This window comes from Pseudomonas sp. OST1909 (genome assembly GCF_015277575.1).
Taxonomy (GTDB): Bacteria; Pseudomonadota; Gammaproteobacteria; order Pseudomonadales; family Pseudomonadaceae; genus Aquipseudomonas; species Aquipseudomonas synxantha_A.
On the sequence record NZ_CP063780.1, the window covers coordinates 3,011,349 to 3,034,136 of the forward strand.

Genomic DNA, 22,788 nt, shown 5'->3' on the forward strand with positions numbered 1-22,788 from the left:
CGGTATCAGTCATTTTCGGTACTCAGAGGGCTGAAAAGCGCAGGTTTTTTGCCCGGAAAAACGCGGTTGCCCAAGTTGCAACCTATTGCCTGCTTACCGATGACCGAATATGTCGCAGCGTCGCAAGCAGCGGTCTTCCTACACTCGTTAAGCTGCGCAACGGATGTGCCCCGCGCCCGGCGCCTGACCTGCCCGTCGTACCGTCACCCGGCAAGGTGTGCATCTTGTGGAAGTTGTATGTGACCTGACTGTCCTGTCCAGCTTCACCCACCTGTCGGCCTGATTCGTTTATCGTGACCCACGAACAGAGCTGACGGTCTCCCCGCAAGGGGATAACACGCGACGCTTCCATCAATAACAAGCCCAAGCGGAGTACCACAGATGGCGTTCTTCACCGCAGCCAGCAAGGCCGACTTCCAGCATCAACTGCAAGCGGCACTGGCGCAGCACATCAGTGAACAGGCACTGCCACAAGTGGCGCTGTTTGCTGAGCAATTCTTCGGCATCATTTCCCTGGACGAACTGACCCAGCGTCGCCTTTCCGACCTGGCCGGTTGCACCCTGTCTGCCTGGCGCCTGCTTGAGCGCTTCGATCACACCCAACCGCAAGTGCGGGTCTACAACCCCGATTACGAACGTCATGGCTGGCAATCGACCCACACCGCGGTCGAAGTGCTGCACCATGACCTGCCATTTCTGGTGGACTCGGTCCGTACCGAGCTGAACCGCCGTGGCTACAGCATCCACACCCTGCAAACCACCGTGCTCAGCGTGCGCCGTGGCAGCAAGGGCGAGTTGCTGGAAATCCTGCCCAAGGGCACCCAGGGCGAAGGCATCCTGCAAGAATCGCTGATGTACCTGGAGATCGACCGCTGCGCCAACGCCGCCGAGCTGAACGTGCTGAGCAAAGAGCTGGAGCAGGTGCTGGGCGAAGTGCGCGTGGCCGTGGCCGATTTCGAACCGATGAAAGCCAAGGTCCAGGACCTGCTGGCCGGTATCGACGCCAGCGCGTTCACGATCGACGGTGAAGAAAAAGCCGAGATCAAGAACTTCCTGGAATGGCTGGTGGGCAACCACTTCACCTTCCTGGGTTATGAAGAGTTCGTGGTACGTGACGAGGCGGACGGCGGTCATATCGAATATGACGCCAGCTCCTTCCTCGGTCTGACCAAGCTGCTGCGCGCCGGCCTCACCGCCGAAGACCTGCGCATCGAAGACTACGCCGTGGCCTACCTGCGTGAACCGACGGTGCTGTCGTTCGCCAAGGCTGCACACCCAAGCCGCGTGCACCGCCCGGCGTATCCGGACTACGTGTCGATCCGCGAGATCAGTGCCGACGGCAAGGTCATCAAGGAACACCGCTTCATGGGCCTCTACACCTCCTCGGTGTACGGCGAAAGCGTGCGAGTGATCCCGTACATTCGCCGCAAGGTAGCGGAAATCGAGCGTCGCTCGGGCTTCCAGGCCAAGGCGCATCTGGGCAAGGAACTGGCCCAGGTGGTTGAAGTGCTGCCCCGTGACGACCTGTTCCAGACCCCGGTCGACGAGCTGTTCAGCACCGTGATGTCGATCGTGCAGATCCAGGAACGCAACAAGATCCGCGTGTTCCTGCGCAAAGATCCGTACGGTCGTTTCTGCTACTGCCTGGCCTACGTGCCGCGCGACATCTACTCCACCGAAGTGCGCCAGAAGATCCAGCAAGTGCTGATGGATCGCCTCAAGGCTTCGGACTGCGAGTTCTGGACCTTCTTCTCCGAGTCCGTGCTGGCCCGTGTGCAACTGATTCTGCGGGTCGACCCGAAGAACCGCCTGGACATCGACCCGCTGCAACTGGAAAAAGAAGTGGTGCAAGCCTGCCGCAGCTGGCAGGACGACTACGCCAGTCTGGTCGTGGAGAGCTTCGGCGAAGCCCACGGCACCAACGTGCTGGCGGACTTCCCCAAAGGCTTCCCGGCCGGCTACCGCGAGCGTTTCGCCGCGCATTCGGCCGTGGTCGACATGCAGCATCTGAACAGCCTCACCGAAGCCAACCCGCTGGTGATGAGCTTCTATCAGCCGCTGGGCCAGGTCTCCGGTCAGCGCGAACTGCATTGCAAGCTCTATCACGCTGACACCCCGCTGGCGCTGTCCGACGTGCTGCCGATCCTGGAAAACCTCGGCCTGCGCGTGCTGGGCGAGTTTCCGTATCGCCTGCGCCATGCCAATGGCCGTGAGTTCTGGATCCATGACTTTGCGTTCATCGCCGCCGAAGGCGTGAACCTGGATATCCAGCAGCTCAACGACACCCTGCAGGACGCCTTCGTGCACATCGTGCATGGCGACGCCGAGAACGATGCATTCAATCGCCTGGTATTGACCGCCGGCCTGCCATGGCGTGACGTTGCGCTGCTGCGTGCCTACGCCCGTTACCTCAAGCAGATCCGCCTGGGCTTCGACCTGGGTTACATCGCCAGTACCCTGAACAACCACACCGACATCGCCCGCGAGTTGACCCGGTTGTTCAAGACCCGCTTCTACCTGGCGCGCAAGCTCACCGCCGACGACCTGGAAGACAAGCAGCAACGCCTGGAACAAGCGATCCTCACCGCCCTGGACGATGTTCAGGTGCTCAACGAAGACCGTATCCTGCGTCGCTACCTGGACCTGATCAAGGCGACCCTGCGTACCAACTTCTACCAGACTGACGCCAACGGCCAGAACAAGTCGTACTTCAGCTTCAAGTTCAACCCGCACGCGATCCCTGAGCTGCCCAAGCCGGTGCCGAAGTTTGAAATCTTCGTGTACTCGCCACGGGTTGAAGGTGTGCATCTGCGCTTCGGAAACGTCGCTCGCGGCGGCCTGCGCTGGTCCGACCGTGAAGAAGATTTCCGTACCGAAGTGCTCGGCCTGGTAAAAGCCCAGCAAGTGAAAAACTCGGTGATCGTGCCGGTGGGCGCCAAGGGCGGCTTCCTGCCGCGTCGCCTGCCATTGGGCGGCAGCCGGGACGAGATCGCGGCCGAGGGCATCGCCTGCTACCGCATCTTCATTTCCGGCCTGTTGGACATTACCGACAACCTCAAGGACGGCGCCCTGGTGCCACCGGCCAACGTCGTGCGTCATGACGACGATGACCCCTACCTGGTGGTGGCGGCGGACAAGGGCACTGCGACCTTCTCCGACATCGCCAACGGCATCGCTATCGACTACGGCTTCTGGCTGGGTGACGCGTTCGCTTCCGGCGGTTCTGCCGGTTACGACCACAAGAAAATGGGCATCACCGCCAAGGGCGCGTGGGTGGGTGTGCAGCGTCACTTCCGCGAGCGCGGCATCAACGTGCAGGAAGACAGCATCACCGTAGTGGGCGTCGGCGATATGGCCGGTGACGTGTTCGGTAACGGCTTGCTGATGTCCGACAAGCTGCAACTGGTGGCGGCCTTCAACCACCTGCACATCTTCATCGACCCGAACCCGAACCCGGCCACCAGCTTCGTCGAGCGCCAGCGCATGTTCGAGCTGCCGCGTTCGTCCTGGACCGACTACGACACCAGCATCATGTCTGAAGGCGGCGGTATCTTCTCGCGCAGCGCCAAGAGCATCGCCATCTCGCCACAGATGAAAGAGCGTTTCGACATCCAGGCCGACAAGCTGACCCCGACCGAACTGCTCAACGCCTTGCTCAAGGCGCCGGTGGACCTGTTGTGGAACGGCGGTATCGGTACCTACGTCAAGGCCAGTACCGAAAGCCATGCCGACGTGGGCGACAAGGCCAACGACGCGCTGCGTGTCAACGGCAACGAGCTGCGCTGCAAGGTGGTGGGCGAGGGCGGTAACCTGGGCATGACCCAACTGGGTCGTGTGGAATTCGGCCTCAATGGTGGCGGTTCCAACACCGACTTCATCGACAACGCCGGTGGCGTGGACTGCTCCGACCACGAAGTGAACATCAAGATCCTGCTCAACGAAGTGGTGCAGGCCGGTGACATGACCGACAAGCAACGCAACCAGTTGCTGGCGAGCATGACCGACGAAGTCGGCCACCTGGTGTTGGGCAACAACTACAAGCAGACCCAGGCCCTGTCCCTGGCCGCACGCAAGGCTTACGAGCGCGCCGCCGAGTACAAACGCCTGATGAGCGACCTGGAAGGCCGTGGCAAGCTGGACCGTGCCATCGAGTACCTGCCGACCGAAGAGCAGCTCAGCGAGCGCGCGTCCACCGGCAAGGGCTTGACCCGTCCGGAGTTGTCGGTGCTGATTTCGTACAGCAAGATCGACCTCAAGGAAGCGCTGCTCAAATCCCTGGTGCCGGATGACGAGTACCTGACCCGTGACATGGAGACCGCGTTCCCACCGAGCCTGGTGGCCAAGTTCTCCGAAGCCATGCGTCGCCATCGCCTCAAGCGCGAGATCGTCAGCACCCAGATCGCCAACGACTTGGTCAACCACATGGGCATCACCTTCGTGCAGCGACTCAAAGAGTCGACCGGCATGAGCCCGGCGAACGTCGCCGGTGCCTATGTGATCGTGCGCGATATCTTCCACCTCCCGCACTGGTTCCGTCAGATCGAAGCCCTGGACCACCAGGTGTCGGCCGACGTGCAACTGGAGCTGATGGACGAGCTGATGCGCCTGGGCCGTCGTGCTACGCGCTGGTTCCTGCGCAGCCGTCGCAACGAACAGGACGCCGGGCGTGACACAGCGCACTTCGGTCCGCACCTGGCGGCATTGGGCCTCAAGCTCGACGAACTGCTGGAAGGTCCGACCCGTGAAGGCTGGCAGAACCGTTACCAGGCCTACACCCAGGCCGGCGTACCGGAGTTGTTGGCACGCATGGTTGCAGGCACTACCCACCTGTACACCTTGCTGCCGATCATCGAAGCCGCCGACGTGACCGGGCATGACGCCGCCGAAGTGGCCAAAGCCTACTTCGCCGTTGGCAGCGCTCTGGACCTGCCGTGGTACCTGCAGCAGATCAGCGATCTGCCAGTGGCCAACAACTGGCAGGCCCAGGCCCGCGAAGCCTTCCGCGATGATGTGGACTGGCAGCAACGGGCGATTACCATTTCGGTACTGCAAATGGCCGACGCGCCACAAGACATGGAAGCCCGCGTGGCCCTGTGGCTTGAACAGCACCAGGACATGGCTGATCGCTGGCGTGCCATGATGGTGGAAATTCGTGCTGCGGTTGGCACGGACTACGCCATGTACGCGGTGGCCAATCGTGAGTTGCTGGACCTGGCGTTGAGTGGTCAGTCGGTGTTGCAGCCGGCTTGATGCTTCGGTAAACCAAAAGCCCCCGCATCGTGAGATGCGGGGGCTTTTTATTGGAACACCATTTATCAAACACTGAAGGGCTAGTGTGGGAGGGAGCAAGCCCCCTCCCACATTTGGATCTCCTTATTATCCGCAGGTCAGTGGTGTTTGAGTAGCCGGGTTTCCAGGTGATTCAGGTGCTGGGTCATCAGGGCGACAGCCGTGTAGGCGTCGCGCTGTTCCACGGCATCCACAATCGCCACATGTTCCTGCCACGCACAATACGTGCAGGCCTTCGTTTCAAATTGCGCAATGATCAACGACGTCAACGGCACCAGGCTGTTGAGAAACTGTGCCAACGGCGCATTGCCTGCCATGTGCGCCAGTTGCAGATGAAACTCTCCAGAAAACCGGATCGCCGGCCCACGCTGGTCACGCTCAATGGCGTCGCGCTCCTGCGCAATCAGCTCGCGCAGTTGGCGGATCTGCATCGCTGTGGCCTGGGCGCAGGCCAGTTGCACCACGGTCATTTCGGTCAGGCGCCGTGCTTCCAGAATCTGCCGTGTGTGCTGGGCATCCGGCGCGGCGACCTGGGCGCGCTGGTTGGGGCGCAGGATGACCACTTGCTGATGGGACAGCTTGGCGAGCACCCGGCGAATCACGCTGCGGCTCACGCCAAAGAGTTCGCCCAGGCCTTCTTCGGTGAAGCGGCTGGCGGGGGCAATGCGCTGCTCAAGGATGGCGTCGAACAAGCGTGGGTAGATATCGTCCACCGAGGGCTTTTTTTCGGGCGCCCAGCGTAGGGAGGTGAGAGTGGAATCGCGTTGCAGGGCGTGAGCGTTCATGGCCGGTCTCCGAAAATCAGCTGCCCAGATGGTCATCCGGGATATTCAAGCGAATGCCCATGCGCAAGCCTTCCTGAAGGATGTGCCGACGCATTTCCGCACTGGCCAGGGCGCTGTTCTTGTTGCGGATGGCGCGTACCACGGCTTCGTTCTCTTGCAGGCGTTCGGCCAGGTGTTCAGGGGAGTTGCGCAATACCTGGGCGCTTTGTTTGAGCGCGGTGCTGGTTTGCTGCACCACGTTCTGGAAAATCGGGTTGGAGGTCAGGGCAAACAGTTCTTCGTGAAAGTCGATGTAGGCGTTCATGCCCGCCTCGGCGTCGCCGGCATCCAGGGCTTCGCGCATGTCCATCAGCGTCAGGCGCAGTTGGCCGATTTCCTTGCTGCTGATGGATTGGGCGACCAGGCCGACGATGAAGGGTTCGAGGGTATAGCGCAGTTGCAGGATGTCTTCCAGGCTGGCGTCGGCCACCGCGTCGTTCGACTGCGGCTCGCTGACGCTGGTTTCCAGTACCACCACACCTTTGCCCGGCATGGAACGCACCAGGCCCAAGGTCTCCAGCACGATCACCGCTTCACGCAGGCTCGGGCGGCTGATGCCCAGCTGTTCGGCCAGTTCGCGTTGACCGGGCAGCATTTCACCGCGGCGCCACTGGCCTCGCGCCAGGGCGGCGCGCAGTTTTTCTACCACTGAATTGACGACGGTTGAAGTGCTGATCACGTCGAAGGCTCCTTGATGTTGCTCATACAGTATTCAGTCTGGCAAAGGGCCAATGTGGGAGCTGGCTTGCCTGCGATGACTGAGTGTCAGGCACTACATTTGACGCTGACTCACCGCTATCGCAGGCAAGCCAGCTCCCACATTGGATGGGCGTTGTCCTAGAACTCCTGATGCGCCGGCAGCACCGGCTTCTTGGCCTGAAAGGCATAACCCTGCTGACCGTCGAGCACCTTGTTGGCACGCTGGATATCGATATCTTTTTCCCAGCGAGCAATCGCCACGGTAGCCACGCAGTTGCCGATCAGGTTGGTCAGCGCACGACCGATACCCATGAACCAGTCCACCGCCAGCACCAACACCAGGCCCACCACCGGAATTGCCGGGATCGCCGTGAGTGTCGCCGCTAGAATCACCAGTGCCGAGCCCGGAATGCCGTGGGCGCCTTTGGAGGTGATCAACGATACCAGGAGGATGGTCAGCAAGTCGGTCATCGACAACGGTGTACCGGTGGCGTTGGCGATAAACACGATGGCCAGGGTCAGGTAGATCGAAAAACCGTCGAGGTTGAACGAGTACCCGGTGGGAATTACCAAACCCACGGTGGAACTGCCAATGCCCAAATGTTCCAGCTTGCGCATGATCTGCGGCAGCACAGCGTCGGACGAAGCGGTGCCCATCACGATCAGCAGCTCTTCGCGCAGGTACTTGAGCAGCGGCAGCATCCGCAGGCCGGACAAGCGCATTACCAGCCCGAGGATCAGCGCGACAAAGGCAAAGCACGTCAGGTAGAACAGCCCAACCAGGCTGCCCAGGTGTTGCAGCGAGTCCAGGCCGTAGGTGCTGGTGGTGAACGCGATGGCACCGAATACGCCAATCGGCGCCAGGCGCACGATCATGCCCATGATGCGGAAGATCACATGGCTAAGCTCATTGATCAGCCGCGAGATACCGCTGGCCGCTTCGCCCACCAGGTTCAGCGCACTGCCGAACAGCACCGAGAACAGCAGCACTTGCAACACGTTGTTATCGGCAAACGCACCGATCACCGAGTTGGGAATCAGGTCCATCAGGAACTGGCTGGTGCCCTTGATGTGCTGGCCCTTGTCGGCCAGCTCATTCAAGCCGGCGGAAGAGAGTTGCTCAAGGTGAATATTGGCGCCGCTGCCGATGCCGGTGCTGAAGGCCATGATCAGGCCAAGCACCAGGGCGACGGTGGTCAGCACTTCAAAGTAGATCACCGACTTGAGCCCGATACGCCCGACCTTCTTCAAATCGCCGGCGCCGGAAATACCGCTGACCACGACACAGAACACGATCAGGCCGATCAGCATTTTGATCAGCTTGATAAAGCCGTCGCCCAGGGGTTTGAGTTGTGAGGAAAATTCGGGAAGGGCCAGGCCGCAGGCGATGCCGAGCATCAGGCCAATCACGACTTGCAGGAAAATCGAACGCGAGCACCATCTGAGCATGGGAGGGATCTCTATTCGGTGCCCTGGTGGTTCCAGGGCTTAATTGTTGTGGTCTTACCGGTAAGTCCAGTGCGCGGCCAGTCTACGCTCGGTTTTTTTCAAACAACAAGTAAATATTCAGCGGTTGACAGGTCCCGGTCTGACCAGTTGGTCGGTAAGTACGGTGCTTGAGCGGTTGACGGGCTTTAAAGTTTTTTGCGTATCATCGGCCCACGGCACACGAGGTGATGGATGGATCAACCAGGGCTGACAACCGACCCCGCAGGACGTACCCATTGCAGCTGGCGCAACGCCGCCCCGGAATACCTCCATTACCACGACCACGAATGGGGCGTGCCGGTGGCGGATGACATCCAGTTGTACGAGAAAATCTGCCTGGAGGGCTTTCAGGCGGGGATGGCGTGGATCACGATCTTGCGCAAGCGTGAATATTTTCGGCAGGCGTTCCACGGATTTGATTTTCGCCAGGTCGCGCAATATGACCAGGCGGATATCGAGCGCTTGATGACGGATCCGGGGATCGTGCGTAACCGCGCCAAGATCGTCTCCACCATCAACAATGCGCGCCGGGCCTGTGAGCTGGTGGAAGAAACCGGCTCGCTGGCACGCTGGTTATGGACATTCGAACCCGGCGAAGCCGAACGCCCGGCAGTGGTGGACATGGCTTACTGGACGGCCAATCCGACCTCAGCGGCTTCGATGCGCTTGTCCAAGGCCCTGAAGAAACGCGGCTGGACCTTCGTCGGCCCGACCACGATGTATGCGTTGATGCAGGCGATGGGGATGGTCAATGATCATCTGGAGGGTTGCGAATGCCGGCTGCGCATTGAACACCAGCGCGACCTATTCAAACGTCCCTGACCAGACACGGTTAAAACTGTGGGAGCTGCCTTGCCTGCGATAGCGGCCTGACAGGCGACGCCAATCTACCTGACACCCCGCAATCAAACTGTGGGAGCGGGCTTGCTCGCGAAGGTGGCCTGACAGGCGACACCGCTATACCGAGTACATATCCATTCCTGCGGTAACGGCCACTTAGGGTTCCGCTCTGACAGCGGGTCACTTTTGAAAAGCGCAAAAGTAACCAAAACGCTCTTGCCCCACCACTCGGCACCTCGCCTAGGCTCGGTGTGCCCGTAATCCGCCATGGATTTGGGGGGCCGCCGCCACGCGCCTTCCATGGCGCGGGGCGGCTAAACCGGCATCCCTGCCGGTTTACCCCCCAAATCCCTGTCGAATTCCGGCCAGCGTGGTTTAACGGGGCGCCTAGGATCAAAAGCAGATCAAGATCAAGAGCGGCTCGCTTCGCATCGTGGTTACCGTTGAGCGCTACAGAGTTGTGTAGATACCTATGGCTATCGCAGGCAAGCCAACTCCCACATGGGTTTTGGGGTGTTGCTGATTATTTGGGAAGCGGGGTGAGTACCTCAGCCTTGTCATCCAGCACCATCACCACCAGCAGCCTGGCCGGTTGGGTCTGGCTGGCATTGCTTGATTCAAAGTGTCGTGAGCCTGCCGGTTCATAGAACGATTCCCCGGCCTTGTAGGTGATCGCCTTTTCATCGTTGACCCGCGAGGTGATCGCGCCTTGCAGCACATAAGCCACCGCAGTGCCGGTGTGGCTATGGGGCACGGTGGCCTGGCCGGGGGCATAGTCCACGGTGAGCATGATGGTTTTCTTGCCGGGCACGTTGGTCAAGGCGTGCTCCTGCAGCACCTTGAGCGTTTCCTGGTTGTATACCGGGTCGTGGGCAAATGCGCTGAGGGAGGTGAGCATCAGCGTGGTGGCGAGCAATCGTTTCATGATCAGGATTCCGCGTAGTTCGAGACCTCTTCACCCTACGCCGTAGCCTGTACGCCACCAATGACCAATACGCCGGAAAACCCCTTAGCCAATCTGCCGGAGAATATCGCGCACCTTGTCCAGCGCCGGGTCGATGTCCAGGGTCTCGATGGCGCCGAAGCCGAAAATCAGCCCCGAGCGTAATGGCACGTCGTGGAAGAATACGTCCAGAGGGTACAACCCCACCTCGACCTGACGCGCCTGTTCTATCAGCAAGGGGATATTCAACGCCACCTTGCACAATGCCGCCAGGTGAAAGCCCGCCACCGTCGGAACCGCCTCGAACCACGGTGACAGATCGCCCGCTAGACGCTGCAGTATTCGTTCGCGACGCCCCGCATAGATGCTGTGGCAACGGCGAATATGCTTGAGCAGGTAGCCTTCGCTGATGAACTTGGCCAATGCCCACTGCGGCAGGGTAGAGCTGTGCTGGTCGGTCAACTGCTTGGCCTTGAGCACCGCGCCATAGATCGCTGGCGGCAGCACCGCGTAGCCCAGGCGCAACTCGGGCAACAGGGTTTTGGAAAAGGTCCCGACGTAGGTGACCACGCCTCGGGTGTCCAGGCTTTGCAGGGAGTCGGTGGGGCGCCCTTCGTAGCGAAATTCGCTGTCGTAGTCGTCTTCGATGATGATCGCTCCCAGCTCGATTGCGCGGTCCAGCAGCGCCTGGCGGCGCTTCTGACTCATCGGCATGCCGAGTGGAAACTGGTGGGACGGGGTTACGTAGATCAGACGGGTGCCATCGGGGATCTGATCGACCTGGATGCCCTGTTCATCAACGGCCACGCTGGCAACGCTGGCGCCCATCGCTACGAACATTTGGCGTGCGGGGCTATAGCCTGGGTCTTCCATCGCGACCATGCTGCCGGGTTCCAGCACCACGCGGGCAATCAGGTCCAGCGCCTGCTGCGCGCCATTGGTGACCACGATATCGCTGGCGCGGCATTTGACCCCTCGGGAAAACGCGATATGCCCGGCGATGGCCTCGCGCAATGCCGGTAACCCTTCCGGTTGGCTGTAGAAACCACTGTTCTGGGCGATACGACGCAGCGCATCCTGGGTGCAGCGTCGCCATTCGTCCTGGGGGAATTGGTTGCGTGCAGTCGCGCCGCCGATAAATTCGTAGCGCAGGATACCCTCACGGGAAGGGTGGCCCATGGGCGAGGGCAGTGCTGCCCACTTGCCCAGGTTGGCGGCGCAGGCCAGGTCGGTGGCGGTTTGTACACGATCGGGTTGGGGCGCCCACGCATTGACGAAAGTGCCGCGGCCGATCTTGCCGATCAGCAGGCCTTCGTACGTGAGGGTGGTGTAGGTATCCGACACTGTCTTGCGTGATACGCCCAGTTGTTCGGCGAGCAGTCGGCTCGGTGGCAGTTGCGCTCCCGCCGACAGTCGCCCGGTGGCGATAGCTTCGCGCAGTTGCTGATAAAGCTGGGCAGCCAGGTCCTTGCGGCCCTTGATGACGAGGTGCAGTTCCATGTTTCATCCTGGAGACAGATCGATCCGCGCCAAGGTTACGCGCAAATCGATCTGAAGAAACCAGGCAGTGTCAGGACAGGAAACCGCCGTCTACATTCAACGACACACCGGTGGTGTAGCTTGACGCATCGCTGGCCAGATACAACACCGCGCCGGCCATTTCGCTGGGTTCGGCCACGCGCTTGAGGGGGATCTGCGCCAGGGCCACTTTCAGGATCGAGTCGTTCTTGACCAGCGCCGAGGCGAACTTGGTATCGGTCAGGCCCGGCAGCAGTGCGTTGCAACGGATGCCGAACGCTGCGCATTCCTTGGCGAACACCTTGGTCATGTTGATCACGGCAGCCTTGGTGACCGAGTAGATGCCCTGGAACACGCCCGGCGAAATGCCGTTGATCGACGCCACGTTGATGATGCTGCCGCCGCCGTTCTCGCGCATCAGCTTGCCGGCTTCCACCGACATGAAGAAGTAACCGCGGATATTTACGTCGACGGTCTTCTGGAATGCGCCAAGGTCGGTATCCAGCACGTTGCAGAACTGCGGGTTGGTGGCGGCGTTGTTGACCAGAATATCCAGGCGGCCGAACTGTTCGCGGATGCCGGCGAACACCTGGGTAATCTGCTCCATTTCACCGATATGGCAGGCAATCGCCGTGGCCTTGCCGCCGTCGGCAATGATCGCGTCGGCGACGTGCTGGCAACCTTCCAGCTTGCGGCTGGAGACGATCACGTGGGCGCCTTGCTGGGCCAGCAGCTTGGCAATGGCCTCGCCGATACCACGGCTGGCGCCGGAAACGAAGGCAATCTTGCCGTCAAGGTCAAACAGGTTGGTCTTGGACATAAAGGTTCCTTGTGGTTGCGATCAGAGCGCTGATTTGCCAATGACATTCAGGCTCATTTGCTCCAGCAGCTTGTTCATGTGGATGAACTGCGCAAAGCGTTTGTCCTGGGTCTGGCCGTGGAAAAAACGGTAGTAGATCTGCTGCACGATGCCGGCCAGCCGGAACAGCCCGTAGGTGTAATAGAAATCGAAATTGTCGATCGCAAGCCCCGAGCGCTCGGCGTAGTAGTCGACAAACTGACGGCGGGTGAGCATCCCCGGAGCGTTGCTCGGCTGGCGCCGCATCAGTTGCACCGGCGCCGGGTCTGCGGCTTCGATCCAGTACGCGAGGGTGTTGCCCAGGTCCATCAGCGGGTCGCCCAGGGTGGTCAGTTCCCAATCCAGCACACCGATGATTTGCATCGGGTTATGCGGGTCGAGGATCACGTTATCGAAGCGGTAGTCGTTATGCACGATGCTGGATGTGGGCGAGTCGGCTGGCATTTTGTCGTTGAGCCAGGCGCGCACCGCTTCCCATTTTGGCGCATCAGGGGTCAGGGCTTTTTCGTAGCGCTCGCTCCAGCCACGAATCTGCCGCGCCACGTAGCCTTCAGGCTTGCCCAGGTCGGCCAGGCCGCAGGCGCTGTAGTCGACTTGATGCAGTTCGACGAACTTGTCGATAAAGCTTTTGCACAGCGCTTGAGTCTTGGCCGCATCCAGGCCCAGTTCGGGCGGCAGGTCAGAGCGCAGGATAATGCCGTTGACCCGTTCCATCACATAGAACTCGGCACCGATCACTGATTCATCGGTGCAGTGCACGTATGCCTTGGGGCAATACGGAAAACCATCTTTGAGCTGGTTGAGAATGCGGTATTCGCGGCCCATGTCGTGGGCGGACTTGGCCTTGTGGCCAAACGGCGGGCGACGCAGCACGAATTCCTGGCCTGGGTATTCCAGCAGGTAGGTCAGGTTCGATGCCCCGCCGGGAAACTGACTGATCGCAGGCGTGCCGTTCAAGCCCGGAATGTGGGCCTTGAGGTAGGGATCGATCAGGCTGGCATCAAGTTCTTCGCCGGGGCGAATCTGGGTCGATTGGTCGTTCAGCGCCATGCTTATCCCTTCTGCTTATTCTAAAGGCCGTGGACTATTTCCTAATCTAATGCGCACCGCCGCCCAGCGACAAGGTCGGGGCGGCTTAATAGGTTAGCGTGTTGAACGGTGATCAGCGTGCCTGATCGGTCATTTTGCGGGCGCTGGCAAGGCTACCGGTGTAAGCACGGGGCGGCCGGCAAAGTATTCCACCAGGTTATCAGCGACGCGCTGCACCGTGTCATGGGCCGCTTCCGGGGACAGACCGGCCACGTGGGAGGTCAGCACGGTATTGCTCAGGCGCTTGAGGGCATCGGGCACCGCGGGCTCATCGTCAAACACGTCCAGTGCGGCACCGCCGATGCGGCGCTGCTCCAGCGCGGCGACCAGGTCGGCGGTCACTACCACGCTGCCGCGGCCGATGTTGACCAGAAAACCGTGTGGCCCCAAGGCGTCCAGGGCATGGCGGTCGATCAGGTGACGGGTGCTGGCACCGCCGGGCGTGGCCAGCACCAGGAAGTCCGAGGTGCGCGCCAGCTCCACGGCCGTCGCACAGTAGGTGTAATCTACGTCATCGCGGGGTTGGCGGTTGTGATAACTGACCTCCATGCCGAACCCCAGGGCGGCGCGCCGGGCGATCTCCATACCCACCGCGCCCAGCCCGAGAATCCCCAGGTGTTTACCGCTCAGGGAAGGGCGCATCACTTTCGGCCATTCGCCGCGCCGCACTGCCGCATCCGTCTGGGGAATGCCACGCACCAGCGACAGCAGCAACGCCATGGCATGGTCGGCCACCGACGGCGCATTCACCCCGGCGCCGTTCGTCACCACGATCCCACGATTGCTCGCGGCCTGCAGGTCCACATGTTCGTAGCCGGCACCGATCACGCAGATGATTTCCAGCAACGGCAGTGCCGCGATTTCATCAGCGTACAACCCCAGCGGACCACGGGTCAGCACGGCCTTGATCTGCCCACCGTGCAACTTGATCGCCTGAGCGCGTTCGGCGGGCGTCGGCGCCAGAATCACATGAAAGTCATTGCTCTCGATGATTTGCAGGTATTCGTTGATGGTTTCAACCAGGACTAGAACGGTGGTGGGCATGGGGCAGCTCTCCGGTGAGTTCGATGCTCGGAGTATGCTGCATTTTTGTTGCGCGAAATGCTGAGGGCGCTGAGAAAGCGCCCCTGATTTTGCGAAAAGTGCCAGCGTCTCGGCGAGCGGGAGACGCTGTTTGCACGCGTGCGAATTATTTAGCGGCTACGGGCTTGCGTACCTTGCTCTGTTCGGCAGCTACGATGTCCATGTAATCGTAGGTAGGAAAGAACTCCGTCCTGAAGGGCCCCCATGCAGAGCGTTCGATGGCGAGATTGACTTCCCGCAGGCGCGAGGCGGGGAAGCGTAGAACGATGACGTGACCGATCCCCATGGCGATGTTCCAACTGACAATCTCTACCCCTTCAGGAGGGAATACTTTAAAGAGTTCCTGTTCGGTGAGTTTTGTTCTTATTTCGTTCAAGTTGCGAGATTGGTCATGTTTGAGGAAGACGGTCAACATGACTGCATTGTCAGCGCTGATGGCGACAGGTTTTCCTGGCGTGGAAACCTGCGCATGAAGGCCGCCTGAAACAAGGGTAGAGAGCAATAAAACAGACGCCAATAAAGGCTTTAATAGTGTTTTCATTGACTGAGGCCTTTTATGAGTATTGTCGCTACTCGTGGGATGAGTATTGAGGGTTAGTGGGTGGGGGTGGTTTTGACTGATCCGGTATAGGGCGCATGAACCACATGTATTCGAACAAGAGGGTTGGCGTCGATCATGTCGCGCGGCACTTCACGAGAATAAGTGAATTCCTGATTGTTCAACGTCTCAAGTTTTCTGACGATGGTTCTCGTTGCACCTTTATCCGGTATCAGGATATGGTTTTTCTTGTCACCCGTTACCATGAAGTAACCGCCGCCGCCGTTGTCATATTTTGATAGCCCGGTATCGGTGTAGAAAAATTCGTAGCGATTCCGTTCAGGGTCCCACACTGATATTCCAACGACACCTGGGTACTTGTCCTTTACGTCGATCTCCGGGGCGCCTTCTATATAAACTTTTGTCGTCAGCCAGCGGGGGGATGTACCCAGGGCACTTGCGTCTGAGTTTTCTACTGCCGGTTGTGCTTGACTGGCCAATGGGCTGAGTATTCCGGTGGCAAGTATCAGGGAGAAAATAAGGTTGTGTTTGTTCATCAAGTCGCTCCTGAAGAGTGAGGTTTTTAATTCTGCTGTGGTGGGTTTAGATACCTTTGTTTTTTTTGAACTGGACTGGAATATAGACGTGATAGAAGGGGGTCTCAATGCCTGGGAAAACCCTTGCAACAAATGCCGTAATCATTAGAGTTTCAATCGAGAGGCGTTGGTTAACTGTATGTAAGAACTTTCTTATATGTGAGGGTGTTTAACTTTAATTGATATTGGGTTTCTGTCAGCGGCTCCCCACTGGCGAACTTTGAGTGACGGCGTTTATTTAAACAAAGCTTCGCCGGCCTTGTGTGATCGCCCCTCCCAATGCCCCGCTGGCAGGGGCGTTCGTGAGGTGGGTAAAGGCGGTGGACATCTGGCGTCGAATCAACTGAGCCGCCCATGGGCTGCCTTCCAGCCTTTGCACTGCATTGCCGTTCCTCAGCTAAGTCTTTGCTTATTCAAGAGAATCCCGGACAATCCGGCCCTTGTTACGGCCAGGGCGCTGCCTGTCAGGTTTTTCTGACTCGTGCTGGCCGTGTGAATGCGGAGATCCGACCGGATGAATGATCAGGCCAATAGCGTCGACGAACGCTATGCAACGACACCTGCAACCCTCACAAGCTGGAGCCGCCAGGACACCACCTGGATGCTCGGGCTATTCGGTACCGCCATTGGCGCCGGTACTTTGTTTCTGCCAATCAACGCGGGCCTGGGGGGCTTCTGGCCGCTGGTGATCCTGGCGTTACTGGCGTTCCCGATGACGTTCTTTGCCCACCGTGGGCTGACCCGTTTCGTGCTGTCTGGCCGTGAAGGCTCCGACATCACTGATGTGGTCGAGGAACATTTCGGCATCAAGGCGGGTGCGTTGATCACCTTGCTGTATTTCTTCGCGATCTTCCCGATCCTGCTGATCTACAGCGTGGCACTGACCAATACCGTGAGCAGCTTCATGGAACACCAACTGCACATCATGCCGCCGCCTCGTGCGATCCTGGCGTTTGTGCTGATCCTCGGCCTGCTGGCCGTGGTGCGCTGCGGCGAGCAAGTGATCGTCAAGGCCATGAGCCTGATGGTGTATCCGTTTATCGTCGCCTTGCTGTTCCTGGCCGTGTACCTGGTGCCGCACTGGAATGGCGGTATTCTCAGCACTGCCAGCGAGGTGCCAGCACCGTCGGCGCTGCTCAATACGCTGTGGCTGGCGATTCCGGTGATGGTGTTCTCGTTCAACCATTCGCCGATCATCTCGGCTTTCGCGGTTGACCAGAAACGCCAGTACGGCGCACACGCCGAGGAGCGCAGTTCGCAGATCCTGTCCCGCGCTCACTTGCTGATGGTGGCGATGGTGCTGTTCTTCGTGTTCAGTTGCGTGCTGACCCTGTCGCCCGCACAACTGGCCGAGGCGAAAGCGCAGAACCTGTCGATCCTGTCGTACCTGGCCAACCACTTCGACAACCCGACCATCGCCTTTGCGGCACCGTTGATTGCGTTCGTGGCGATTGCCAAGTCGTTCCTGGGCCACTACATCGGCGCCAGCGAGGGTCTCAAGGGGCTCGTGGTCAAGACCGGTCGCCGCCCGGCACCGAAGACCCTGGACCGCATGACCGCCGCCTTCATGCTGGTGGTGTGCTGGATTGTCGCCACGCTTAACCCAAGCATCCTCGGTATGATCGAGACCTTGGGTGGGCCGGTGATTGCGTCGATCCTGTTCCTGATGCCGATGTATGCGATCCGCAAGGTGCCGGCCATGGCCAAGTACCGTGGGCAGGCGTCGAATGTGTTTGTGACTGCAGTTGGTTTGGTTGCCATTACGGCCTTGGTGTATTCGCTGGTTGCCTGAGCCCTGATGCGGTCTATCTGACTGCACAGCTCTAAAAGTGTGGGAGCTGGCTTGCCTGCGATAGCTATGTGTCAGTCATTACATTCATGACTGATACATAGCTATCGCAGGCAAGCCAGCTCCCACATTGGTTTTGTGTTGGCAGTAAAGGTTAGTTCCAGGCATAAAAAACGCCGCGTACCTTGCGATACGCGGCGTCTTTCACATCAACACACCCTTAAGCTTGAATCACCGGGATGTTGGCGCTTGCTGCGATCTTGCGGAACTCGGCGATCTGGTCGAAGTTCAGGTAGCGGTAGACGTCACTGGCCATGGTGTCCAGTTTCGCTGCGTAGCCCATGTACTCTTCGACAGTCGGCAGGCGACCCAGGGTAGAGGCCACTGCCGCCAGTTCGGCCGATGCCAGGTAGACGTTTGCACCGTCACCCAGGCGGTTCGGGAAGTTACGGGTCGAGGTCGACACAACGGTCGAATTCGGCTCAACACGTGCCTGGTTACCCATGCACAGCGAGCAGCCCGGCATTTCCATGCGTGCGCCAGCCTTTCCGTAGATGCCGTAGTAGCCTTCTTCGGTCAACTGGTGAGCGTCCATCTTGGTCGGCGGCGACAGCCACAGACGAGTCGGCAGCTGGCCCTTGACCTGCTCCAGCAGCTTGCCGGCAGCGCGGAAGTGACCGATGTTGGTCATGCACGAACCGATGAACACTTCGTCGATCTTCTCACCGGCAACGCTGGACAACAGACGGGCGTCGTCCGGGTCGTTAGGCGCGCAGAGGATCGGCTCGTTGATTTCCGACAGGTCGATCTCGATGATTTCGGCGTATTCGGCGTCGGCATCGGCTTCCATCAGTTCCGGGTTGGCAACCCAGGCTTCCATCGCTTGGGCGCGACGTTCCAGGGTGCGGGCATCGCCGTAGCCTTCACCGATCATCCAGCGCAGCAGGGTGATGTTGGAGTTCAGGTACTCGGTAACGGACTCTTTGGACAGCTTGATGGTGCAACCGGCAGCCGAACGTTCAGCCGAGGCGTCGGACAGCTCGAAAGCCTGTTCCAGCGTCAGGTCGTTCAGGCCTTCGATTTCCAGGATGCGGCCGGAGAAGGCGTTTTTCTTGCCTTTCTTCTCTACGGTCAGCAGGCCAGCCTGGATCGCGTAGTAAGGAATGGCATGAACCAGGTCACGCAGGGTGATGCCAGGCTTCATCTTGCCTTTGAAGCGCACCAGGATCGATTCCGGCATGTCCAGTGGCATCACGCCAGTGGCTGCGGCGAACGCGACCAGACCGGAACCGGCCGGGAACGAGATGCCCATCGGGAAACGGGTGTGGGAGTCACCACCGGTACCGACGGTGTCCGGCAGCAGCATACGGTTGAGCCAGCTGTGGATGATACCGTCGCCCGGACGCAGCGATACACCGCCACGGGTCATGATGAAGTCAGGCAGGGTGTGGTGGGTGGTCACGTCGATCGGCTTCGGGTACGCCGCGGTGTGGCAGAACGACTGCATCACCAGGTCGGTCGAGAAGCCCAGGCACGCCAGGTCTTTCAGTTCATCACGGGTCATGGGACCGGTGGTGTCCTGGGAGCCCACGGTGGTCATCTTCGGCTCGCAGTAGGTGCCAGGGCGAACGCCTTTGCCTTCCGGCAGGCCGCACGCCTTGCCGACCATTTTCTGTGCCAGGGTGAAGCCTTTGCCGGTGTCGACAGGCGCTTCAGGCAGCTTGAACAGGTCGGTAGGGCCCAGGCCCAGCTCGGCGCGGGCCTTGTCGGTCAGGCCGCGACCGATGATCAGCGGGATACGGCCGCCGGCGCGAACTTCGTCCAACAGTACCGGAGTCTTCATTTCGAAGGTGGTCAGGACTTCGTCGGTGCCGTGTTTGCAGACTTTGCCAGCATGAGGGTACAGGTCGATCACGTCGCCCATGTTCATGTTGGTGACGTCGAATTCGATTGGCAGTGCGCCAGCATCTTCCATGGTGTTGTAGAAGATCGGAGCGATCTTGCTGCCGAAGCAGAAACCGCCGGCACGCTTGTTCGGCACGTAAGGCACGTCGTCACCGAAGAACCACAGTACCGAGTTGGTGGCCGACTTACGCGACGAACCGGTGCCGACCACGTCACCGACGTAGGCGATCGGGAAGCCTTGGCCGCGCATTTCTTCGATCTGCTTCATCGGGCCGGTCTTGCCTTGCTCGTCCGGCACGATGCCTTCGCGAGCCATTTTCAGCATGGCCAGGGCGTGCAGCGGGATGTCAGGGCGGGACCAGGCGTCCGGCGCAGGCGACAGGTCGTCGGTGTTGGTTTCGCCGGTGACCTTGAACACGCGCAGGCTGATCTTGTCGGCCAGGGTAGGGCGGTTGCGGAACCACTCGCCATCAGCCCAGGACTGGATCACGCCTTTGGCGTGTTCGTTGCCGTTGCGGGCTTTTTCGGCGACGTCGTGGAACGCATCGAACATCAGCAGGGTGTGCTTGAGTTGGGCGGCCGCGACGGGCGCCAGGGTGGCGTCGTCCAGCAGCTCGACCAACGTCACGATGTTGTAGCCGCCTTGCATGGTGCCGAGCAGTTCAACAGCGCGTTTCTTATCGATCAGGGGGGAAGTGGCTTCGCCCTTGGCCAGGGCAGACAGGAAACCGGCCTTGACGTAGGCAGCTTCGTCAACGCCTGGTGGAATGCGGTTGGTGATCAGGTCAACGAGGAATTCTTCTTCGCCAGCCGGAGGATTTTTCAGCAGCTCGACCAGGCCTGCGGTTTGTTCGGCGTTAAGCGGCTGGGGAACGATACCCAGTGCTGCGCGCTCTTCGATATGTTTGCGGTAGGCTTCAAGCACAGTTATTACCCTCATCAGTGGTCCCACGGGACGCTCATCCAGAAATGAACGGCACGCATGCGCTCAGGGGCTTTTTGGGCCGCAAAGCCAGCGCTGCCGGCATTCCTTTACAGAAGCTGCTTTCAAAGTTTTACGCCTGCAGAACGGAGCTGATGAGGGTTGGCGTGGGCTCTGACCTACCGGGTCGAAACCACGCCAACACCGTTCTGAAGGAACGACTGTGCTCGTGACGCTTTGAAAACAGCTTCCAGCGGATTATTGGCGCCTTACAAGGCCGGGTGATTCTACGGCAAAAAAAATCTAAAGGTAAGTTGCCTGGCCAAGTTTGCTGGGTGATCAACCTTAGACAAAGGGCTAACATGGCGCACTGTTTCGCTGATTTGCGTGTTATCGCCCATGTCCAACCAAACCATCAAGACCCCCTGCGTCGGCCTGTGCTCCACGGTCTACGGCGACCTCGTGTGCCGCGGCTGCAAGCGCTTCCACCACGAAGTGATCCAGTGGAATGGCTATAACGAAGAAGAAAAGCGTGCAGTCTGGCTCAGGCTTGAGCAACTGCTGGTCCAGGTGATGGCCGGCAAAGTGGAGGTGTTTGACCCCAAGACCCTGCGCGGGCAGTTGGAGCAACGCAAGATTCGCTTCGTGCCGCACCAGTCCGAGTATTGCTGGGCCTACCAGTTGATCGCACGCGGGGCGCGGGTGATCAATAACCTTGAGGCGTACGGCATGGTGCTGTTGCCGGAGTTTCGCGACTGGCCCTTGCCGGACCTGCGCGATGCGATTGATCGGGAGTTCTTTATCCTCTCTGAAGCGCATTACCAGCGCTATATCGCCCCGGGATTCTTGAAAGATGCGCTGGGCTAACTGACTGACGAGCTCAATGTGGGAGCTGGCTTGCCTGCGAAGGCGGCCTGACAGCCGACAAGGATGTTGGATCAGACCGAGTACATATCCGTTGCTGCGGTAACGGCCGCTTATGGTTTCGCTCTTACAGCGACTCACTTTTGGAGAGGCCCAAAAGTAAGCAAAAGGCCTTCGCCCCACCACTCGGCACCTCGCTGTGGCTCGGTGTGCCCGTAATCCGCCATGGATTTGGGGGGCCGCCGCCACGCGCCATCCATGGCGCGGGGCGGCTAAACCGGCATCCCTGCCGGTTTACCCCCCAAATCCCTGTCGAATTCCGGCCAGCGTGGTTTGACGGGGCGCCTGAGATCAAAAGCAGATCAAGAGCGGCTCGCTTCGCATCGTGGTTACTGATGGTTGCTACGTCAGAGTTGTGTAGATACCCATGCTGCGATAGCGGTGTATCAGAAGCAAATGCGCCAGCTGACCCACCGCAATCGCAGGCAAGCCAGCTCCCACATTTGATCTTCATTGCCTGAAGGGTCGGTGTCAGGGTTTGGTTGCCAGCTCTTGCAGGTGATCCATCAACGTCTGCGGCTTGAGCACCAGCACGTCACTTTCCACCGCATCCAGCACCACCTCCGCTGTATTACCGATCAACGCCCCCGAAATCCCGGTGCGGGCCACGGTGCCGATGATGGTCACCGCCGCGTGCAGCTGATGGGCCATATGCGGGATCAGCACATCGGCCGGGCCTTCCTTGATATGCAGGTGCCTGTCGTCCACGTCGAACTCGTCCTGGAATGCCTTGCATTGTTCGCGATAGCGCGCCTCGATGGTTTCCTTGAGCTGGAAGGTCGGGTCGGCTGCCGACAGCATCGGCGACGGGTGGGCGCTGATCACATGCAGTTGCGCCTTGGCCAGGCTGGCGATATCAAAACCATGGTCGATGATCGCATTGTGCAGTGAGCGGTGTTCGCTGTCGGTATTGCCCACATCGATGGCCGCCAGAATCACTCCGCCCGCCCATGGCGTAGCGGTCTTGACCAACAGCACCGGCGTGGGGCAGTAGCGCAGCAGCTTCCAGTCCGCCGGCGTCAACAGGGCTTTTTTCAGCGGGCTGTCGGGAAAATGCTGTTTGATCACCAGGCCGCAGCCTTCGGCTTGCTGCACCTCGATAATGGTGTCATGCAGGCTGTCGTTCCACGCCTGTTCGGTGGTGACGCTGTAACCGTCGTTCTTTAAACCCTCCTTGAGCACACTCAACAGCGCCGAATGCTCGTGTTTCTTGTCGCAGACCAGCAAATGCAGGTGCGCGTCGGTCACCCCGGCAATCAGCTTGGCACGCTTGAGGGCCAGGCTTTCCGAGTGTTCGGGCTCGATGACCACCAGGATGCTGCGGATGGCTTGCATGATCGGGTTCTCCAGGAAGGGGCATGCGACAACTATAGTTGCTGCCCGCCAGACGTCATGTTGATGCACATCAAGGCCGGTGGCTGGTGGTCTGCGGCGGGGTCGGTATAATCGGCGCCCTTTTGTGATCCTTTGCCCGTGAGCCCG

16 protein-coding genes are annotated in these 22,788 nt (G+C 59.8%); 4 read left to right on the forward strand and 12 right to left on the reverse strand.

All coding sequences use genetic code 11. The annotated features are described in order from the left end of the window. Positions 1–381 precede the first annotated feature (381 nt). Positions 382–5,250, forward strand: coding sequence for an NAD-glutamate dehydrogenase (locus IH404_RS13055; RefSeq protein WP_005787863.1), 4,869 nt, complete (start codon positions 382–384; stop codon positions 5,248–5,250). 137 nt (positions 5,251–5,387) lie between these two features. Here the strand turns inward: IH404_RS13055 and IH404_RS13060 are convergent, their stop codons facing one another. The 3 genes from IH404_RS13060 to IH404_RS13070 all read right to left on the reverse strand — a co-directional run bounded on the left by IH404_RS13060 (position 5,388) and on the right by IH404_RS13070 (position 8,276). Further along, positions 5,388–6,074 carry a GntR family transcriptional regulator gene (locus tag IH404_RS13060; protein WP_194440576.1) on the reverse strand — a complete coding sequence of 229 codons (687 nt, stop codon included), beginning with the start codon at positions 6,072–6,074 and terminating at the stop codon, positions 5,388–5,390. Positions 6,075–6,090: 16 nt separating this feature from the next. Next, positions 6,091–6,792, reverse strand: coding sequence for a FadR/GntR family transcriptional regulator (locus IH404_RS13065; protein WP_005787865.1), 702 nt, complete (start codon positions 6,790–6,792; stop codon positions 6,091–6,093). Between the two features lie 158 nt (positions 6,793–6,950). Next, the gene (locus tag IH404_RS13070) at positions 6,951–8,276 is read right to left on the reverse strand and encodes a C4-dicarboxylate transporter DctA (RefSeq protein ID WP_177327440.1); all 1,326 of its coding nucleotides are present in this window, start codon (positions 8,274–8,276) and stop codon (positions 6,951–6,953) included. 216 nt (positions 8,277–8,492) lie between these two features. Between IH404_RS13070 and IH404_RS13075 the strand changes: the two genes are divergently transcribed. Then, the gene (locus IH404_RS13075) at positions 8,493–9,122 is read left to right on the forward strand and encodes a DNA-3-methyladenine glycosylase I (RefSeq protein ID WP_005787868.1); all 630 of its coding nucleotides are present in this window, start codon (positions 8,493–8,495) and stop codon (positions 9,120–9,122) included. Positions 9,123–9,663: 541 nt separating this feature from the next. Here IH404_RS13075 and IH404_RS13080 read toward each other — a convergent pair. The 7 genes from IH404_RS13080 to IH404_RS13110 form a co-directional block, all read right to left on the reverse strand. Beyond that, the gene (locus tag IH404_RS13080) at positions 9,664–10,065 is read right to left on the reverse strand and encodes a cupin domain-containing protein (protein WP_005787870.1); all 402 of its coding nucleotides are present in this window, start codon (positions 10,063–10,065) and stop codon (positions 9,664–9,666) included. An 84-nt stretch (positions 10,066–10,149) separates the two neighbouring features. Then, positions 10,150–11,583, reverse strand: coding sequence for a PLP-dependent aminotransferase family protein (locus IH404_RS13085; protein WP_194440577.1), 1,434 nt, complete (start codon positions 11,581–11,583; stop codon positions 10,150–10,152). 70 nt (positions 11,584–11,653) lie between these two features. Then, positions 11,654–12,421: an SDR family oxidoreductase gene (locus IH404_RS13090; protein WP_005787872.1), complete on the reverse strand. Its 768-nt coding sequence runs from the start codon at positions 12,419–12,421 to the stop codon at positions 11,654–11,656. 21 nt (positions 12,422–12,442) lie between these two features. Further along, positions 12,443–13,510, reverse strand: coding sequence for a phosphotransferase family protein (locus tag IH404_RS13095; RefSeq protein ID WP_005787874.1), 1,068 nt, complete (start codon positions 13,508–13,510; stop codon positions 12,443–12,445). Between the two features lie 129 nt (positions 13,511–13,639). Beyond that, the gene (locus IH404_RS13100) at positions 13,640–14,593 is read right to left on the reverse strand and encodes a 2-hydroxyacid dehydrogenase (protein WP_005787875.1); all 954 of its coding nucleotides are present in this window, start codon (positions 14,591–14,593) and stop codon (positions 13,640–13,642) included. A gap of 145 nt (positions 14,594–14,738) precedes the next feature. Then, entirely contained in the window at positions 14,739–15,173 is a 435-nt protein-coding gene (locus tag IH404_RS13105; RefSeq protein WP_005787877.1) for a hypothetical protein, read from the reverse strand. Between the two features lie 53 nt (positions 15,174–15,226). Next, the gene (locus tag IH404_RS13110; RefSeq protein ID WP_005787879.1) at positions 15,227–15,727 is read right to left on the reverse strand and encodes a DUF4822 domain-containing protein; all 501 of its coding nucleotides are present in this window, start codon (positions 15,725–15,727) and stop codon (positions 15,227–15,229) included. A gap of 553 nt (positions 15,728–16,280) precedes the next feature. On the opposite strand from IH404_RS13110, the gene IH404_RS13115 reads away from it, so the two are divergent. Next, on the forward strand, positions 16,281–17,558 hold the full coding sequence (locus tag IH404_RS13115; protein WP_005787881.1) for a serine/threonine transporter: 1,278 nt from the start codon (positions 16,281–16,283) through the stop codon (positions 17,556–17,558). Positions 17,559–17,775: 217 nt separating this feature from the next. Here the strand turns inward: IH404_RS13115 and acnB are convergent, their stop codons facing one another. Then, the gene (gene acnB / locus IH404_RS13120; RefSeq protein WP_005787883.1) at positions 17,776–20,385 is read right to left on the reverse strand and encodes a bifunctional aconitate hydratase 2/2-methylisocitrate dehydratase; all 2,610 of its coding nucleotides are present in this window, start codon (positions 20,383–20,385) and stop codon (positions 17,776–17,778) included. Positions 20,386–20,781: 396 nt separating this feature from the next. Here acnB and IH404_RS13125 point away from each other — a divergent pair, with 396 nt between their 5' ends. After that, positions 20,782–21,249, forward strand: coding sequence for a DUF1289 domain-containing protein (locus IH404_RS13125; RefSeq protein WP_005787885.1), 468 nt, complete (start codon positions 20,782–20,784; stop codon positions 21,247–21,249). 528 nt (positions 21,250–21,777) lie between these two features. Here IH404_RS13125 and IH404_RS13130 read toward each other — a convergent pair. Further along, positions 21,778–22,641: a universal stress protein gene (locus IH404_RS13130; protein ID WP_194440578.1), complete on the reverse strand. Its 864-nt coding sequence runs from the start codon at positions 22,639–22,641 to the stop codon at positions 21,778–21,780. Positions 22,642–22,788 lie beyond the last annotated feature (147 nt).

Coding starts and splice junctions, on each gene's coding strand:
- IH404_RS13110 (WP_005787879.1), bottom strand. CDS start 15,727: ATGAACAAACACAACCTTATTTTCTCCCTGATACTTGCCACCGGAATA.
- IH404_RS13080 (WP_005787870.1), bottom strand. CDS start 10,065: ATGAAACGATTGCTCGCCACCACGCTGATGCTCACCTCCCTCAGCGCA.
- IH404_RS13125 (WP_005787885.1), top strand. CDS start 20,782: ATGTCCAACCAAACCATCAAGACCCCCTGCGTCGGCCTGTGCTCCACG.
- IH404_RS13085 (WP_194440577.1), bottom strand. CDS start 11,583: ATGGAACTGCACCTCGTCATCAAGGGCCGCAAGGACCTGGCTGCCCAG.
- IH404_RS13115 (WP_005787881.1), top strand. CDS start 16,281: ATGAATGATCAGGCCAATAGCGTCGACGAACGCTATGCAACGACACCT.
- IH404_RS13095 (WP_005787874.1), bottom strand. CDS start 13,510: ATGGCGCTGAACGACCAATCGACCCAGATTCGCCCCGGCGAAGAACTT.
- IH404_RS13100 (WP_005787875.1), bottom strand. CDS start 14,593: ATGCCCACCACCGTTCTAGTCCTGGTTGAAACCATCAACGAATACCTG.
- IH404_RS13060 (WP_194440576.1), bottom strand. CDS start 6,074: ATGAACGCTCACGCCCTGCAACGCGATTCCACTCTCACCTCCCTACGC.
- IH404_RS13075 (WP_005787868.1), top strand. CDS start 8,493: ATGGATCAACCAGGGCTGACAACCGACCCCGCAGGACGTACCCATTGC.
- IH404_RS13130 (WP_194440578.1), bottom strand. CDS start 22,641: ATGCAAGCCATCCGCAGCATCCTGGTGGTCATCGAGCCCGAACACTCG.
- IH404_RS13090 (WP_005787872.1), bottom strand. CDS start 12,421: ATGTCCAAGACCAACCTGTTTGACCTTGACGGCAAGATTGCCTTCGTT.
- IH404_RS13105 (WP_005787877.1), bottom strand. CDS start 15,173: ATGAAAACACTATTAAAGCCTTTATTGGCGTCTGTTTTATTGCTCTCT.
- IH404_RS13055 (WP_005787863.1), top strand. CDS start 382: ATGGCGTTCTTCACCGCAGCCAGCAAGGCCGACTTCCAGCATCAACTG.